This window comes from Bifidobacterium longum subsp. longum JCM 1217, from assembly GCF_000196555.1.
Taxonomy (GTDB): domain Bacteria; phylum Actinomycetota; class Actinomycetes; order Actinomycetales; family Bifidobacteriaceae; genus Bifidobacterium; species Bifidobacterium longum.
In genome coordinates this window covers 44,120-61,290 of sequence record NC_015067.1, presented here as the reverse complement: position 1 = coordinate 61,290, position 17,171 = coordinate 44,120, and the positions used below count along the sequence as shown (strand labels likewise).

Below are 17,171 nucleotides of genomic sequence, written 5' to 3'. Positions count from 1 at the left end.
TGTCGGCTCACACTTTTACCATAAAAAGCGTTTATTTAGGGCATATTCAAAGGATTTTCGCATGACCGACGAGCAGCAACTGACAGCGGCAGGCAATGAGATGAGCGCGAGCTTCCTCGCGGCCAAAAAGCGTTCGGACGAAACGCTCGCCAAGCTGGAGGCCAAGCCGTCGTCCTTCACCATGTTGACCGGCGACCGCCCGACCGGCCGGCTGCACCTCGGCCACTACTTCGGCTCGATCCGTGAGCGTGTCGCCATGCAGGAGCGCGGCGTCAACACGAACATCATCATCGCCGACTACCAGGTGATCACCGACCGCGACACCACCGAGCACATCCAAGACAACGTGCTGAACCTGGTGCTCGACTACATGGCCGCCGGCATCGATCCGAACAAGACCATGATGTTCACCCACTCCGCCGTGCCGGCCGAGAACCAGCTACTGCTGCCGTTCCTGTCCTTGGTCACCGAGGCCGAGCTGCACCGCAACCCGACCGTGAAGTCCGAGATGGAGGCGTCCGGCCACGCGCTGACCGGTCTGCTGCTCACCTACCCGGTGCATCAGGCGTGCGACATCCTCTTCTGCAAGGCCAATGTCGTGCCGATCGGCAAGGACAACCTGCCGCACGTGGAAATCACGCGCACCATCGCCCGCCGTTTCAACGAGCGTTACGCCAAGAAGAACCCGGTGTTCCCGGAGCCGGCCGCCATTCTGTCTGAGGCACCGGAGATTCCGGGTCTCGACGGCCGCAAGATGAGCAAGTCGTACGGCAACTCCATCATGCTGGGCGCCACCGCCGAGGAAACCGCCAAGCTCATCAAGAAGAGCCCGACCGATTCCGAGCGCCGCATCACCTTCGACCCGGTTGCCCGCCCGCAGGTCTCCGCCCTGCTGACCACCGCCGGCCTGGTGACCGGCCGCGACCCGAAGGACATCGCCGAGGAGATCGGTGATTCCGGCGCCGGCGCGCTCAAGGCATACGTCATCGAATCAGTCAACGAGTTCCTGGCCCCGCACCGCGAGCGCCGCGCCGAGCTGGCCAAGGACATGGATTCCATTCGTGACATCCTGCACGACGGCAACAAGCGCGCCAACGCCATCGCCGAGGAGACCCTCGACCAGGTGCGCGAGGCCATGGGCATGAAGTACTGATTTTCCCGCCGCTCGTAGCAAGACGCCGTGTCAGCCCCAACTGGGCAACTGACACGGCGTTTTTGTATTGCGGCGTCTGCTGTGTCCTATCTTCACTTCGAGGGGCGGATTTCTTGTTTTTCCGTGCAACGCGGCTATCAAGACGGACCTCTGTTCACTTCATGCCGATGGCTTGCATCAATACGTACGCTCCCCGCACAGCAATGTCATTACGACGTGTTGCGGCATAGCGCGCATGGCTTCCGGAGTATCGGCGGCGTATGGGTCGGCGTCCAGCAACACCACATCGGCCGGGTCGCCGGATGCAAGGCGGTCACGGCCAGTGGCGGTCGAGGCTGCCAGCGAGGTATGCACATCGAGGCACTGCTCGGGCTGGAACGGCTCGCGGTCAGAGCTTTCGGTGCCGAGCACGGCGGCGGAAATGGCCAGCCACGGGTCCAGCGGGGCCACGGGCGCATCCGAGCCCATGCGCAGCGTGGTACCGGCGTCGTGGAGGGCCCTGAACGGATAAGGGATGCCGGCCGGGTTGGCCCAGAAACGGGTGATGACGTCGCGGTCATCCATGGCGTGCTGCGGCTGGATGCTGGCCGTGAGCCCCAGCTCGGCGAAACGCGGGATATCGACGGGTTTGAGCATCTGCGCATGCTCGATCGATCCATGTACGTGCGTGGCGGCGACTGCGTTGAGCGCAATGGTGTTCGCTTCGTCGCCAATGGCGTGGCAGGCAATGTCGAAGCCATGCTCGGTGGCTAGGCGCATATAGTCTTCGATTTGCTGCGGCGTGTAGCTCAGCGTGCCATACGTCAGCGGCTCGATGCCCGAATACGGCGTGGAGCAGTAGGCGGAGCGGGTGTTGAGCGATCCGTCCGAGATGAGCTTCATGGCGCCCACATGGCCAAGCCCGGCGCTGCCCGGCAATTCCTTGCCGGTATGCCAACCCGCGTCAATGGCGGCTCGCAACCGCTCGGGGTATACACCGGCGTCCACGCGCAAACCGTTAATGCCGGCCGCGAAACGATTGATCCATGTATCGATGTTTTCGGCCATTTCATAATCGCGGATGCCCACCACGCCCTTGCTTGCGGCGTCCTGTTCGGCCTCGCGCAGCAGACGGTCAGTCTCTTCAGCAGCGCCCGGCGCCTTGTCGAAGGCGGTGTAGGCGTTGAACCATTCGAGTTCACCGACCAGACCGGATTCGTCCACATGTACGCCAAGCCTGCGGGCCGCGGCGGAATTCACCCATCCGCAGTGCATGTCCGCGCTGGAGAGGGCCACCGGCTGTTCGCCGGTCACGGCGTCAATTGCGGCCAGTGTGGGCTGCTCGTCGTCGGCCCACAGCGAGTGACGGAATCGCATGCCCACCACGAAGGCATCTGGGTCAAGCGTGTCGGCGGCGCGGCGCTCATCCAGATGACGGCGCAACATGTCCATCGCTTCGGCGGCGGAACGGGCATTGATGAGGTCCAGTCGGCCCAGCGTCTTAGCCCATTGCGTGAAGTGCGTGTGGCAGTCCCACAGGCCGGGAATAACCCACAGGCCGTCGGCGTCGATGGTGGTTTCGTCGGCGGGTGCGGCGGCCGACGTTGGGATTGAGACGCTGCCAGAAGCAATGGCATTCGTCGCGTATTCCAACGATGTCGTATGCGCCTTAGTCTGCATCGTGCTGTCCGAAGCCGAGACCGTTCCAGCAGGGCCGACAGACGCAACAACCCCATCGCGAAGCACCACATCCACGCGGTCCTGAGACCCCGGAACACCGGCATTGACAATACGCACCAAGCTACTCATACCGGCCATCATGCCACCTTTGCATGAACGCCATGGAGATTCGTCCAAGTTGAATCGCGCCGTCGACGGCGATTCCCGCTGGCTGCCTGCAAACCCCTACGTTCCATGTAATTGCGGGATGGCCTGCAACTGCGATGAACACCCATAGTTTATCCACCGACTTATCCACATTTATCCACCGAAAAATTGGGGCGGTAGACAGGGCCGGTAGCCGGACTCTACACTGCGAGGACAAAGCGAACATCACGAAGGGGTGATCATCATGGGTAGCTCAACGGCATTGACCGAGCTGACAATGCAGAAGTACCAACGAATGCAGACGTGCGCAGATGTTCAACGACGAAGCGCATGGCGCCCACCCTATGCCCTGACAACAGCGTTGGAGCTTTTGTCAATTGAAGTACCCCGCATATCAAGCAAACACAGAGGCCTTGCAACTACAACCATTGTTGCGGTTCCACACGCCAATGACAAACGGCACATTGTGGGGGTCAAAGTGGTTGTATGGCCTTTTCCACTAGACACGGTCATAATCGAGGGACAATTCACATGCACTTCACCAGCTTGCACATGGGCCATGTTCTCCACGTATCTCGAACTTGAAGAACTCATCGTTCTCGCTGATTCCATGATGCGACGAGATCGAAGGCTCTGCAGAACAACCATCGACGCCCTTTCTCTGTATCTCGATGAGGCCGAGGCCCAGGTGCGAGCCGACAAAGAGAATGGCACCAATTCGTATTTGTTCCGCGGGTATAACAAATGCCGTCGCGCCCTACTTTTGGCGCGCGCGGGCACAGATTCCTCCATGGAAACACGAACTCGTTTGGTTCTCTTGAAATACGGTCTGAATTGCCCGCAGGTGAATTATCCAATATTCGTAGGAAACAACACCAGACCCATATATCTCGATCTTGCATACCCTGAATTCAAGATATGTATCGAATACGAAGGCTCTCATCATGCCGGGCAATGGCTGAATGACGCGAGACGCCGCCAGATGATCGAAGATGCTGGCTGGAAGTACATTCAAGTCACCAAATTAGATATTGGCGACGAAGCGGGAGAAGAGGCCCTTGCCCGAAGAGTTGCCGAAAGGATACAGGAGGTTACGGGCAAAACAGTCCAGCTCACGATGCGGCAAACTACCCAGCAAATTAGCGATGTCCGAAAGCTACGCCGTATTCCACTGTACAAACGGCTGAAATTCGAGCCTCTGCTGCCAATTATTCCGACGACGCAGGAATAATAAGCCCGGTAGAGTCAGTCCGCACCGTCCGCACCGCGCTACGGTATTCAAAACCCATTTCAAGGGGCTGATTTGGCCTCCGCCGGAGGTCTACTTCCGTTTCAAGGGGCTGATCATCCGGTAGACCACGTGTATCAATGCCCTTACGTCAACGCCATTCCGCCGTTTTGGAGCCGCGTCTACTCAGGCATCAGCCCCTTGAAACGGAAGTAGATCTCTCCAGAACGTCAAATCAGCCCCTCGAAGTCCGTTTTGGCCTCAATGGTTCCTGCCGAACCACAAAAAAGCCACTCCTCTGCCATACGAGCCGACCGCACAGCAGGCACGTGTCATTTGCCGCTGCGGACCTCGGACTCCATGGCTTCCATGGGCTCGTCGACGAGCACGGTGCCGGACGGCAGGGTGCCGGGCAGCGGATCGTCCATGTAGTGGTCGAATTCGTAGAGCATGCGCTTGTTCGGCTTGGCGGTCAGCAACGAAACCACCACGATGAACAGCAGCGAAATGATGAACGCCGGCAGCAGCTCATAGATGGCGAATACGCCGCCCAAGGGCTTGACGAGGTTGTGCCAGATCAGCACGGCCGCCGTGCCGGACAGCATGCCGGCCACGGCGCCGGCCTTGTTGGCGCGACGCCAGTATAGCGAGCACAGCATCAACGGGCCGAATGAGGCACCAAGCCCGGCCCACGCGTAAGACACCACCTGGAAGATCGACGAGTTCTGGTCGTATGCCACCAGAATGCCGAACAGGAACATGACCACCAGCGTGACCCTGGCCACAATCATGACCTGCTTGTCGGTGGCCTTGCGGTGCAGCAGCCCGCGGAAGATGTTCTCGCCCATGGCCGAAGCGCCGATGATCAGATACGAGGAGCTGGAGCTCATCGAGGCCGCGAAAATGCCGGAGACCACCACGCCGCACATGAAGCTCGGCAGCAGGGTCTGCGCCAGCACGATGAAGATGGTTTCCGCATCGGTGGAGGTCAGCAGTTCGGTGGGCATCATCGCACGCCCCACCAAGCCGATGCACACTGCGCAACCCAGCGAAATCACGCACCAGGAGGTGGCGATGATTCGGGACTTGCGCACTTCTTCCACGCTGCGGATGGACAGGAAGCGCACCAGCACCTGCGGCATACCGAAGTAACCCAGGCCCCACGCCAGCATGGAGATGATGGTGATGATGCCGTAGTCGGAGGGCGCGCCGAACACGGCCTTGCCCGCCTCGACGAGCTGCTGGCCGGTGGCCGGGTCCAGCTTGGGCGCGGCCACCTGCGTGCCGGACAGGTAGCCGGGGATGGCACGCAGGAATTCCACGGTGTTGTCGACACCGCCCGCGCTGGCCACGGTGCCGATGAACACCACCGCGAGCGCGAAGAACATGAGCATGCCTTGAATGAAGTCGGTCATCACCACCGACAAGTAGCCGCCCACCACGGTGTAGACGAACACGACCACCGCGCCGATGATCATCATGACGTGGTAGTCGAAACCGAACAACGTGGCGAACAGCTTGCCCACGGTCACGAAGCAGCTGCCCACGTACACGCTGAAGAACACCAGGATGATCACGGCCGCGATGGTGGAGATCACGCCCTTCTTGTCATGGAAACGCTTGGCGAAGAAGTCAGGAATGGTGATGGCATCGTCGGTCACTACCGAGTAGCGGCGCAGTCGCCGGGCCACAAGCTTCCAGTTGAGATAGGTGCCGAGCGCCAGTCCGACGGCGGTCCACATCGGGTCGGCCGCACCAGTGAAGTAGGCCAGGCCCGGCAGGCCCATCAGCAGCCAGCCGCTCATGTCGGAGGCTTCGGCGCTCAGGGCCGTGAGCCACGGCCCCACGCCGCGCCCGCCCGCAAAGTATTCCTTGGAGGAGGAGTTGGAGCGTTTGGAGTAGATGAATCCGATGGACAGCATGGCCGCAAAATAGATGACCATGGCCAGCAGAATCCAGAAATCGTTGGCCAACTGCGCCCCTCCTCAATCATGACGCCAAGCGGCTACCGCCATGGCAGAACTATGTGCTGATATGCGATTGACGCCGGAGCGGCGTCATACAGACCGTCACAGCCGTGAATACGGCCGCAACGCACTTCGCCTGATGGTAGTGGATACAAGGGCTCAAGCACCTTCCACCGTTTCCATACTGAGACGCTGTTTTATCCGAGCTCCCCCCACCTGAGGAGAGCCAAGATGACGGTCAGATGTCGTAGCGCCAGGACTTGTCGGTCACCACGCGGGCCATCGCCAAGCCGATCGGCAGACAGATAATCACCATGAACGCACGGAACGCCCAGTCCAGCGCATTCATGGTCTGGAAGCTGCCGAGGTACCACATGGCACGATACATATACAGACCGGGCACCATGATCACGATCGACGGCACGGTCAGGCAGATGCGCGGGTAGCCGAGGTGCGGCGGTAGCCAGCCACGTCGCACGGATGAACGCCACACCGATGCCAGAATGCCCGCCAGAAACGCGCCGATGAAGGTAGCCATCTCGGGTGCCACGTTGAAGTCTTGCAATTCCAAGCGCAGCGTGTCCGTGATCGCACCGATCAGGGCGGCGGTCAGGCACATGCGCTGCGGCGAATTGAACAGCACGGAGAAGCCCCACACGCCGACGAACGCCGCCACGAATCGCAGCAATCCGTTGACCCACGGGTCAAGCCCCAGTGGCTCAAAGCCTTCCGGGTGCAGGTGCACCATCACGGCCACGGCCCAGCCTGCCAGCGTGGCCATCAGGATGATGCACAGCACGTACGCCACGCGCTGGATGCCCGAGGGGAAGTCGATTTTCGCCATGTCGAGTCCGCCTGTGATGAGCGGGAAACCGGGGATCACGAACAGCATGGCGCCGATGTAGGCCGTATCGTGCGAGAGCGCGACTGGGTCGAAAATGCCGATGAGTCGCAGGGTGCCGGTGCAGGCGAGCGCCGCCGCGGCCACACACACAAAGGTGACGAAGAACTGGTTCAGATGGTATGCAAACAGCCGGCGACGCATCCACTGGCCAAGGCCCGCGCCCACGAACGCACCGATCATGTCGTATGGGCCGCCGCCGAGCAGGAACACGAAGGCCGCGCAGGCTAGGGCGGAGGCCAGACCGGAGAACCACGGCTTGTACAGCGGCTTGCGGCGCTCAATCAGATCGAGTCGCTCGTGCGCCTGCCGCACGGTGATACCGCCCTTGGCCTTCTCTTCGTCGGAGCGCTCGTTGAAGTGTTCGGCGTATTCCTTGGGCACGCGATTCTTACGCTTCGTACTGCTTGCAGCAGGGCTTTCGGCGGTTGCGCCGTTCGCCGCGTTCGCCGATTCAACCGACTCATTGGAGTCACCGGTAAACACTTCGGCATCGTCGTAGGCCTTCTCTTCGGCCGCTTTGTCTTCGACCGGAGTGACTTCCGCGCTGTCCGCCAAAAGTCGGTGGGCTTCTTCATTGTCATCGTCCAAGGACTTGGCCACGGAGGTCACGAGTACCTTGGTTTTCGACGCAAGATCCAGCGCCTCGTCCACGCTGCCGTTGGCCGCCTCAGCCTCGACCTTGGCACGTTCGCGCAGGCGCTTGGCCAGATCGGCCGAATACTGCGAAGCGTCACGTTCGTCCAAATGCTTGACCACGCCATCGGACAGTTGCGAATCGACGTGATACATCGACCCCTTGCCGAGATTCACGGAGAACCAGTCGGCGAAATGTTCCAGCAGCCAGATACGTTCGGTGTTCACGCCGGTACTCGGCAAATCCACGACTTCGGTGATGCGGTTACGACCATCCGTGCAGGTGGCCTCGATATCCGTCAGGTTCACGTCGGCGCGTACGTGCACGCCCAGCGGGTAGGCGATGCGGTGCATCATTTCACGCACGCGGAAGGAGCCGGTGCCGGCTCCCAGGTCCAACATGCCGACTCGTACAATCACGCTGGCTTTGGCGGCGATACCGGCGTCCACCACCGGTTTTTCCCAATCGCGTGCAATATCTTCCATGTCCAGCGGAATGGAGTGGGTGTGGAATTTACGTACAGCCGTTGCGCCTTTCGCTTCGGGCGCACTTTTTTTCTTCTGTTCGCTCACATCCTTCATTACTACTCCCTGCCTTCCCCGCCAGCAATCGTAAGGCGCTCAAATCTTCCGCGAATCGGACAGTGTCTCATATGCTGTCCGATATTCGGTCTCTATAGGTGGACAACTTGGCGCACTATATGGACTTCGTAACGTAAAAAGCGATTTCGCGGGGATACACTATTGCCCACACAACAACCACGTTGAATATGGGCTGTGGGCTCGCAACGACTGGTCTCAACAACTGCGGAGGAGCCGCAGACGACCAGTAGACCGAGCAACCTGTTATTCGGCAAAGGAGGTTATATGGCAACACCTGAAGAACAGATCACTCCCGCTGACGCCGCCATCGTCACTACCGGGACCGGCCGAAAGGGCCCGGAGGAGCATGATCTTCCCGAAAGCCTGAAGTACGACATGGATCTGTGTCTTGAGATCCTGCGTAACGTACTGGGCGAATACAACCCCGAACTGCTGTCTACGTTCGACACCGTGCGTCATTACGCGGTGGAGGCCAGCGCCGAGCATTTCGCCGAGCTGAAGGATCCGAACCCCGACCAGGATGGCCTGAAGGAGGCCGTGAACGTCATCGACAACATGACGTTGCACGACGCCCAGCTGCTGGCCCGCGCGTTCGCCACGTATTTCCATCTGGCAAACCTGTCCGAGGAGAACTACCGCGTTTCCGTGCTCCACGAGCGCGAGAACAACGTGCCCGTTGACCAGGCGGTCGACCCGATCAACGAGCTCACCGTCGCCTACCACCAGCTCATCAATGAGACTGGCCCGGCCAAGGCCAAGGAACTGCTCAACCAGCTCGAATTCCACCCCGTCTTCACGGCGCACCCCACTGAGGCCCGTCGCAAGGCCGTGGAAGGCAAGATTCGCCGCGTTTCCGAATTGCTTGAGGAGTACAAGCGCCTCGGCGGCTCGGATAAGAAGGAATGCCTGCGCCGTCTCTACAACGAGATCGACGCCCTGTTCCGCACCTCTCCGATCGCGCTGAAGAAGCCGACCCCGGTTGAGGAAGCGGACACGATTCTCGACATCTTCGACAACACGCTGTTCAACACCATCCCCAAGGTCTACCGTCGCTTCGACGACTGGGTCCTGGGCGATAAGGCCGGTCTCGTCGAGCCCGCTTGCCCCGCGTTCTTCCACCCGGGCAGCTGGATCGGCTCCGACCGCGACGGTAACCCGAACGTCACCGCCAAGGTGAGCCGCGCCGTGGCCCGCAAGTTCTCCGATCACGTGATCGCCGCCCTTGAGCAAGCCACCCGCACCGTGGGCCGCAACCTCACGATGGAAGCCGAGACCACGCCGCCGAGCGCCGAGCTCAAGAGCCTCTGGAGCCACCAGAAGGAAATGAGCGAGCGCCTGACCGACAAGGCCGCCCTGATCTCCACCAAGGAGATGCACCGCGCGGTCATGCTGGTGATGGCCGATCGTCTGCACTACACCATCGAGCGCGACGCCGACCTCATGTACCACTCCTGCGACGACTTCCTCGCCGACCTCAAGGTGGTCCAGCGTTCGCTGGCCGCCGCCGGTGCCAAGCGTTCCGCTTACGGCCCGCTGCAGGATCTGATCTGGCAGACCGAGACCTTCGGCTTCCACATGGTGGAGATGGAGTTCCGTCAGCACTCCGTGGTGCACGCCCGCGCCCTTGCGGATATCCGCGAGCACGGCCTGCACGGCGAGCGCGGCGAACTGCAGCCGATGACGCACGAGGTGCTCGACACCTTCCGCGCCCTCGGTGCCATCCAGAAGCGCAACGGCCTCAAGGCCGCCCGCCGCTACATCATCTCCTTCACCAAGAGCGCCCAGAACATCAAGGATGTCTACGAGCTCAACCGCTTGGCCTTCTCCCACCCGGAGGACGTGCCCACCATCGACGTGATCCCGCTGTTCGAGCAGCTTGAGGATCTGCAGAACTCGGTGGACGTGCTCGAGGAAATGATCAAGATCCCCGAGGTTCAGGCTCGTCTGAAGGCCACCGGCAACAAGCTCGAGGTCATGCTCGGCTACTCCGACTCCTCGAAGGACGCCGGCCCGACCTCCGCCACGCTGGCCCTGCACTCCGCTCAGGAGCGCATCGCCAAATGGGCTGAGTCGCACGACATCGACCTGACCCTGTTCCATGGCCGCGGCGGTGCCGTCGGTCGTGGCGGCGGCCCCGCCAACCGCGCGGTGCTCGCCCAGCCGGTCGGTTCCGTCAAGTGCCGCTTCAAGCTCACCGAGCAGGGCGAGGTCATCTTCGCCCGTTACGGCAACCCGGTGCTGGCCATCCGCCACGTCGAGTCCGTGGCTGCGGCGACCTTGCTGCAGTCCGCGCCGAGCGTGGAGAAGCGCAACACCGAGATGACCGAGAAGTATGCCGACATGGCCGCTCAGCTCGACGAGGCCGCGCACAACCGCTTCCTCGACCTGTTGAACACCGACGGCTTTGCCCCGTGGTTCTCGATCGTTACGCCGCTGACCGAAATCGGCCTGCTGCCGATCGGCTCCCGCCCGGCCAAGCGTGGCCTCGGCGCCAAGTCGCTCGACGACCTGCGCACGATTCCGTGGATCTTCTCCTGGGCTCAGGCCCGCATCAACCTGGCCGCCTGGTACGGTCTCGGCACCGCATGCGAGAAGTTCGGCGATCTGGAGACCATGCGTCAGGCTTACGAGGAATGGCCGCTGTTCTCCACCTTCATCGACAACATCGAGATGTCCATCGCCAAGACGGATGAGCGCATCGCCAGGATGTACCTTGCCCTCGGCGACCGCGAGGACCTCAATGAGAAGGTACTCAACGAGATGGAGCTCACCCGCAAGTGGGTTCTGGCCATCGTGGGCGACAAGTGGCCGCTGCAGCACCGTCACGTGCTCGGCCAGGCCATCCGCATCCGCTCCCCATACGTGGACGCGCTGTCCGTCACTCAGGTGCTGGCGCTCAAGTCGCTGCGCAAGAAGGTGGACAAGGAAGAGCTCTCGCAAAGCCAACAGGCCGGATTCATCTACCTCATCCTGTGCACCGTCTCCGGCGTCGCCGCGGGCCTGCAGAACACGGGCTGATTCCCGGCCGACCGATCGGGAAAAGCGAGCGGGGAGGTTCCGTGCCGATAAACGGCGCGGGCCTCCCCGTTCGCGTCGCACGGCCCTAGACTGGCCGGCGACGGCGCGCATAGAACGGGCGCGCTGGCCGAGTGACAGACTCGGATGATCGGAGGGGACATGGACAAGCCATCGAATGAGCGCGGGAGCACCGGGCCAACGGACGGCATCAAGGCGGAGGGCGATGCCGGAAACGAACGCCACATTTGCAAAGCGAATCCGGCTATGATCGATGACATTGGGAAAAAACATGGCCTGGAAGATACGTCAGAAAATTTTTCCGGCAAGAAATATGCTTTGGCACCGAAAGCAGCTACCAAATTCCTTAAGGCGAGTAGATGCTATGTGGCTTTGGGCAAGGCCAGACGCGTGCTATGGTGGCTGGGATTACTGCTGCTTTCACCAGCACTTATTTTGTGGGCGGAATGGGGCGCCAATGGCGATGATGATACTATAATCTGCAGAGTCTTAACGTTCTCTTCCTCTTCGTGCATGAATTTAACTACGGCAACTGAGTATGTACGTAGACTTACCTTAGTATTGATTATGGGGGTAGTCTGCTGGATTGCGGCGCTTGTCATCTTTGGCGTGCGTTCATATATGCGATCTGTATATCCGGAACTTCGTGATCATTCCTCTTCCGCCTCGCATGTCCTTGTGGGAATCATATCGTTTCTCGTGCTGGTCATGGTCTTTCCCGTTCTTGTGATAACGCTACTTTCCGCTCTAATGACTCTATGACGTTTTACCAGAGGCGCATTGCGTGGAATGGCTGAATCATTCCACGCAATGCGATCACAATCATGATTGATTAACGGTTCGGATTTTCAAGAGATTCAGCATAGGATAATGCCAATATACCAGCCTCCGCTTGACTCGGGAGTCGGTCTGCATGTGACGCAATGAGCAGTGCTTTTTTACTTCCGGATACGTTATCGAATATTCCAAGATCGATTCCATCAACAAGCTTTCGAAATGCGATGACCAGGTTGTCCGCACTTCCCTTGAACCGGGACTGATAGAACCGTTTAATTCGATTCGTCTCGCTTTGCGCGAACATGTCCCGCATAGCGGTGGACAAAGACCTTTCGGAAGAATTGCTCTGCATGGACCGCGCCAGCAACCATGCATCACAGTCCGCGAGAACATCGCTGTAACTGAATCCCATACGAGCGTCTTGCTCGCCGAGATGAGCGTGCAGCCATGACGCCAGGTCCTCTTTCGGGGTATTCGCCAGGTAGCTTCCCCAAATCTGCAGCAAATCCAGAGCCCATCCGCCCAGATCACCGAGACCATAGTCCATTGGATCGTTCGTAACGCCCCATGTCAAGTATCCCAAGGATGTGGCAGCCATATGGGCGATGTCCCGATTGGGCAGCGTGCCTTTGATGACAGGCTGTGCATCACATGCGACACCGCATGCCTGACGCGACAAGGCCAATTCGCTGGGAGTAACCGGCTCCGGTGTGTATGCATGCCATAGTGCCTGCGTGCCGGAACTACCTTCCGACCAGTACGTAGGTTTGCGGAGCCATTGCAGGATGAGTTGACCGATGCTGTCCTCATAAACCGCCACCTGGGTACCCAGAGCGGCAGGGGCTTTGTGACACTCCTGCTCGGGTGTCGCCGCCGGCCTGCGGAACACGGGCTGATCCGCGGCTGTCCGACCGCTTGATGAACGGGGAGGTTCCGTGCCGATTGACGGCGCGGGCCTCCCCGTTCGCGTCGCACGGCCCTAGACTGGCCGGCGACGGCGCGCACGGAACGGGCGCGCGGGCCGAGCGACAGACTCGGATGATCGGAGGGGGACATATGGACGCGGAAAGGGACACGGACGGGACGACGGACGCGCACGAGGGGGACCACACGCCCGCGGACGGTGCCGGGACGGAGGGCGAAGGCGGCAAGCCGGACACTAGGCCGGGCGACAGACTCGCGACCATCCGACGCACGCTGTGGTGGATAGGACTGGCGCTACAGCTCCCATTCGCTTTGACTCTGATCCATTTTGATACCCCTTACCTGATATTGGAGCGTATCCTATGCGCTATTCCGCCAAGACTGGCAAGCGACCCGTCATCAATCGTCGGCATTCCCGCACTTGAAACGGAATGGTGTCGAGAATTCCTGGCACTAGTCCTGGGCGCAGTTTGCTGGGTTACAGCTGGAGTAATGAGATTAGTTGCGGACAGCCCATCAAACCATGGAAAAGAAACCCTTCCTGTACGCATCTTCGCCGGAATCATCACCATCATCGTATTGATGGCCACCGGTATTACAGGACTCTTCCTCGGCATAGCGGCCTTTTAGAAGTTTCCCCGTATCTGGCAGAGGAATTCCAAATCGAAAGCACAACAGCGAATGTGTGGGCAGACGACACATCTGCCCACACATAATGCATTATGCGAGCTACCGTCTTGGCTGATCAATGAATGCAGCGAACGCCCGAGCACTCACTTCAGCTTCCTGCTTATCAGGAAGCTTGTCTGTACCGGCAGCCTTTTTTAGGATGCTTTCGCTCATTCCAATATTTGTCAAACCAAGTGCATCAAGACCGTCCGCCATTGTTGAATATGCACTCACCACATTATCTGCGCTTGATGCAAAACGTTCGTCGTAGAATCGAACGATACGATGGGTCTCACTCTGCTTAAACGTTTCACGCATAGCAGCAGAAAGAACCGTCGAACCGGATCGTTTCCTCATACTAGAAGCAATTAGCCATGCATCTGCATCCGCAAGAACGTCATCGTACCCGAATCCTTCATCTTTCCCAAGGTGCTTATAGAGCCATGCTGCCAAGTCGGCATGCTTGCCGTCACGGCGATAGGCACCCCAGATCTGCAACAAGTCGAGAGGCCAGCCACCTAAATCGCCTAGACCATATTTGGCTGGATTGTTTTCGATACCCCATGTCAGGTATCCGAGAGCAGTTGCAGCCATGTGTGCAACATCTCGAGTCGATGGCAGTTTCTCTTTAATTGAAGGCTGTGCTTCGCATACATTGGCACATACCACACGCGCCGCGTCCAAGTCGGGCGGAGTCGAAACTTCAGGAGTATATGCGTGCCACATTGCTTGTGTCCCGCTACCGCCTTCCGACCAGTATTCAGGTTTGCGGAGCCATTCCAGGATGAATTGACCGATGCTGTCCTCGTAAACCGCTACCTGGGTACCCAGAGCGGCAAGGGCTTTGCGACACTCCTGCTCCGTGACGGCGACCCATCTTAGCAGCGGATCCGTTTCTGGCGAGACGGGATCGGGATCAGGCGCAGGCACTGGCACGGCAGGCAACAGTGAAGCGCATGCTGATACCTTCCCGGAATAGGCAACACGGTCCAGATCCCAGCCCTGGCCCTTGTAATCGTCAATCTCGGTGAACTGGTCATAGACCCAACCGTCCGGGATGGGGAAGCCGAGATTGCCCGAGAATCCCGTCGACATGTCGGACACAAACGCGTTACTCGCGCATCCCGCACCGATGACGCGGGAACAAATATTGCGGGACGCGTAAATCCCTACTCCGTATCCACCACCAAGAGACGAACAAACCGCACGGAAGTATGGCAGGATATTGCTGGTCACCTGGTCATCGGTCGCATCGAAGTCTACAGCGAAGTAGATATGGGTGGGAGGGATGCCAAGACGCTGCGCCGCCTCACGAGCGGTCTTGGCATGAGCAGCGCCGTTTGCCGGGGTGAAATGCTCCAGCTTCGTGGAGTACTCCTGGAAGATCGGGAAGAACCGCATGCCGCCCCGAGTGATGCGCTCGAGCTCACCCGGACGGATGGCCTTAAAGTAATCCTTGGGCGCCAACGACGACTGGCCAGGCTCCGTCAGATAACGTCCCACGATTTCATACCCGTCTGCCTTCAACGTCGCCAACCTGGCGTCGGTAATTTCGAACCTAGTGTCACAGGCCACACACGGACGGTCAGGATCACCTTTAGATGTCAACAGGCTCATCCACGTGGTCGAATCAATAGAGCCCGTCACAGCAATGGCATAACGCTCCTGGAACGCTTTCACGATATTGGCGAACGTGCTCGTCCATACGAAGGTCGGCCCGCCCCCGATCCCATTACACGCCAAAGCCGTGCTGGCGAGCCAGACCCACGACTCATTAGAGGATGCGTTATTTGCTGTTATCGTTTTCAAACGAGATCTAGTTCCGTTGCCGAAATTCCCCGTTGCCTCACTGGGTGAAAAACCTTCAAGCGACTGAAGCACCTGGATAAGAGCCGTGTTCATCTCCCTGCCGTACAGTCCATCAGTCGGAATGATGCCCGTGTATGGACGATATGCTTTGTTGATGAACTGCTGTGCCCTACGGACGGAGTCGATACCGCCATAAGAGGCCAGCAGCACGAACTGCTTCATCGAGAGCAACGCCCCCATGATCTCAACGTCTACGCTGGAATCTCCCTCTATGCCCATATCAGCCTTAAGCTTCCTGATCGCGGAACCTGTTCCGTCGTAGAAATGCTGTGAGATGTTGCCACCAGTGGAGTAGCCCTTGCACCACAGCGCCCCCTGAATGATGGAATACACGTTGGAAGTGCTCTTGTCCGCAACTGCCTGCTGCCGCACCCCATTCGGATACCGCTGCTTGAATAACCGCTGGGTGGAAGGACCGAAGTTATCGGCAGTGGACTGGATGCCCAATTCAATCTGCAATGCGCGAGTAAGCGCATAGATTGTCGGCCAACCAGTTCTGCCGTCCGGGTTGATTTTCTTGAATCGGGGATCATTCCCGTATGTCTTGTTCAGCCACTGCTGCGTCTGCAGCACCATCTGATCAGTCATGATGTCCTCCTTCGGGACCTGTTGCTGAAGGCAGACCCAATATCTGCCCTCACCTGCACTGCCGTTTCGCCACGAGGTGTTAACCTCGGGCGTTTCATCTGGCATGGCGTCTGCGATGAACTCTGCGATTTTCGGTGTCTAACTCCAACCGAAACATAGTGTTTCCCTTACAACGACTTCCATCACACTGTGTATTGTCGCAGCGATCAGTGCGCATGTTTTCCGTCATGACACCTACAGCTTTGGCCATAGCCAAAATGTCTCCGCATGCATCGAAGTCATATGACGGGCTTCCTTTCACTCTGATAACACTGAAATGAACCATTAATGCTCCTTTCTTTCACAAACTGCTGATGTTGTCGTGTTCTTCGTTTCTTTGCTTTCGTCGCGAATAGCGGCACGAATTTTGCGCACAGCCGTTGAAAGCTGTTTGGACACCGCAGCTCGGGACACGCCCAGCTCTCGTGCCATATCTGATTGAGATGCCCCCTTTACCAGTACACCCCTGACGATATTGCGCTGACCTGCTGGCAGTTTTTCGATCTCCGCAAAGATAGCTTGCAAACAGTTAGCTCTTTCTCTCGCATCCTCCGCGCATAAGAGAATATCCTCAGAAGAAGCAGAACACCCCTGGGGTTCCCGCCCTGCACCAACCAAATCCTCATAGGAGCAAATAACTCCGCTGACACGGTCCGATCGATAATAAGCGTGAGCGGAACGTTCCTCCGCATTCCACAATTCCTGAAGTATCGTTTGAGGGGTACGTAGTGCAATATCACGTGGCGAACAACCCATACGGATTGCGCGCAAACATCTATCGCGTTCAACCATCGTCCGTAATTCCACTTCCGAACAGTTGTATATATCAGTTACGGACACATTACCGGCGCGCATTGCCTCATGTTTCAATGAAATTCTCATTCCAGTCTCGATCCCACCCAGTTATTGGGTCTTCGAGACCTGCTTGCATAGGCCACCACATGAGCATCCAACCTGCTGGATAAGCATGACGCG

General features: G+C 58.8%; 11 protein-coding genes. 5 read left to right on the top strand and 6 right to left on the bottom strand.

Annotated elements, in window-relative coordinates:
* Positions 1 to 61: 61 nt before the first annotated feature.
* Complete coding sequence (trpS, locus tag BLLJ_RS00240) at positions 62 to 1,153, top strand: tryptophan--tRNA ligase (protein WP_003827911.1); 1,092 nt, start codon at positions 62 to 64, stop codon at positions 1,151 to 1,153.
* Positions 1,154 to 1,330: 177 nt separating this feature from the next.
* Here the strand turns inward: trpS and BLLJ_RS00235 are convergent, their stop codons facing one another.
* Entirely contained in the window at positions 1,331 to 2,950 is a 1,620-nt protein-coding gene (locus tag BLLJ_RS00235; RefSeq protein WP_013582302.1) for an amidohydrolase, read from the bottom strand.
* A 253-nt stretch (positions 2,951 to 3,203) separates the two neighbouring features.
* Here BLLJ_RS00235 and BLLJ_RS00230 point away from each other — a divergent pair, with 253 nt between their 5' ends.
* Complete coding sequence (locus tag BLLJ_RS00230; protein WP_007058012.1) at positions 3,204 to 4,190, top strand: hypothetical protein; 987 nt, start codon at positions 3,204 to 3,206, stop codon at positions 4,188 to 4,190.
* 329 nt (positions 4,191 to 4,519) lie between these two features.
* On the opposite strand, the gene BLLJ_RS00225 is transcribed toward BLLJ_RS00230, so the two are convergent.
* Entirely contained in the window at positions 4,520 to 6,160 is a 1,641-nt protein-coding gene (locus BLLJ_RS00225) for a sodium/proline symporter (RefSeq protein WP_007054550.1), read from the bottom strand.
* Between the two features lie 232 nt (positions 6,161 to 6,392).
* Positions 6,393 to 8,273, bottom strand: a complete 1,881-nt coding sequence (locus BLLJ_RS00220; RefSeq protein ID WP_008783076.1) for a threonine/serine exporter family protein — start codon at positions 8,271 to 8,273, stop codon at positions 6,393 to 6,395.
* Between the two features lie 285 nt (positions 8,274 to 8,558).
* Between BLLJ_RS00220 and BLLJ_RS00215 the strand changes: the two genes are divergently transcribed.
* Positions 8,559 to 11,312, top strand: coding sequence for a phosphoenolpyruvate carboxylase (locus tag BLLJ_RS00215; RefSeq protein ID WP_013582301.1), 2,754 nt, complete (start codon positions 8,559 to 8,561; stop codon positions 11,310 to 11,312).
* 144 nt (positions 11,313 to 11,456) lie between these two features.
* A complete protein-coding gene (locus BLLJ_RS00210) occupies positions 11,457 to 12,092 on the top strand; it encodes a hypothetical protein (RefSeq protein ID WP_007054553.1) in 636 nt (211 codons plus the stop codon).
* Between the two features lie 70 nt (positions 12,093 to 12,162).
* On the opposite strand, the gene BLLJ_RS00205 is transcribed toward BLLJ_RS00210, so the two are convergent.
* Positions 12,163 to 12,927, bottom strand: coding sequence for a hypothetical protein (locus BLLJ_RS00205; RefSeq protein ID WP_007058018.1), 765 nt, complete (start codon positions 12,925 to 12,927; stop codon positions 12,163 to 12,165).
* Between the two features lie 416 nt (positions 12,928 to 13,343).
* Here BLLJ_RS00205 and BLLJ_RS11220 point away from each other — a divergent pair, with 416 nt between their 5' ends.
* Positions 13,344 to 13,661: a hypothetical protein gene (locus tag BLLJ_RS11220; RefSeq protein WP_138267181.1), complete on the top strand. Its 318-nt coding sequence runs from the start codon at positions 13,344 to 13,346 to the stop codon at positions 13,659 to 13,661.
* Positions 13,662 to 13,760: 99 nt separating this feature from the next.
* On the opposite strand, the gene BLLJ_RS00195 is transcribed toward BLLJ_RS11220, so the two are convergent.
* Both BLLJ_RS00195 and BLLJ_RS10135 read right to left on the bottom strand, forming a co-directional pair.
* A complete protein-coding gene (locus BLLJ_RS00195; RefSeq protein ID WP_008783074.1) occupies positions 13,761 to 16,157 on the bottom strand; it encodes a glycoside hydrolase domain-containing protein in 2,397 nt (798 codons plus the stop codon).
* Between the two features lie 324 nt (positions 16,158 to 16,481).
* Positions 16,482 to 16,988 (bottom strand): RNA polymerase sigma factor, encoded by a 507-nt coding sequence (locus BLLJ_RS10135; RefSeq protein ID WP_157821773.1) that lies wholly within the window; start codon positions 16,986 to 16,988, stop codon positions 16,482 to 16,484.
* Positions 16,989 to 17,171 lie beyond the last annotated feature (183 nt).

What these genes read in the sequence shown, in the direction of transcription:
- trpS (WP_003827911.1), top strand. Translation starts at nt 62, where the DNA reads ATGACCGACGAGCAGCAACTGACAGCGGCAGGCAATGAGATGAGCGCG.
- BLLJ_RS00235 (WP_013582302.1), bottom strand. Translation starts at nt 2,950, where the DNA reads ATGGCCGGTATGAGTAGCTTGGTGCGTATTGTCAATGCCGGTGTTCCG.
- BLLJ_RS00230 (WP_007058012.1), top strand. Translation starts at nt 3,204, where the DNA reads ATGGGTAGCTCAACGGCATTGACCGAGCTGACAATGCAGAAGTACCAA.
- BLLJ_RS00220 (WP_008783076.1), bottom strand. Translation starts at nt 8,273, where the DNA reads ATGAAGGATGTGAGCGAACAGAAGAAAAAAAGTGCGCCCGAAGCGAAA.
- BLLJ_RS00215 (WP_013582301.1), top strand. Translation starts at nt 8,559, where the DNA reads ATGGCAACACCTGAAGAACAGATCACTCCCGCTGACGCCGCCATCGTC.
- BLLJ_RS00210 (WP_007054553.1), top strand. Translation starts at nt 11,457, where the DNA reads ATGATCGGAGGGGACATGGACAAGCCATCGAATGAGCGCGGGAGCACC.
- BLLJ_RS00195 (WP_008783074.1), bottom strand. Translation starts at nt 16,157, where the DNA reads ATGACTGATCAGATGGTGCTGCAGACGCAGCAGTGGCTGAACAAGACA.
- BLLJ_RS10135 (WP_157821773.1), bottom strand. Translation starts at nt 16,988, where the DNA reads ATGGTTGAACGCGATAGATGTTTGCGCGCAATCCGTATGGGTTGTTCG.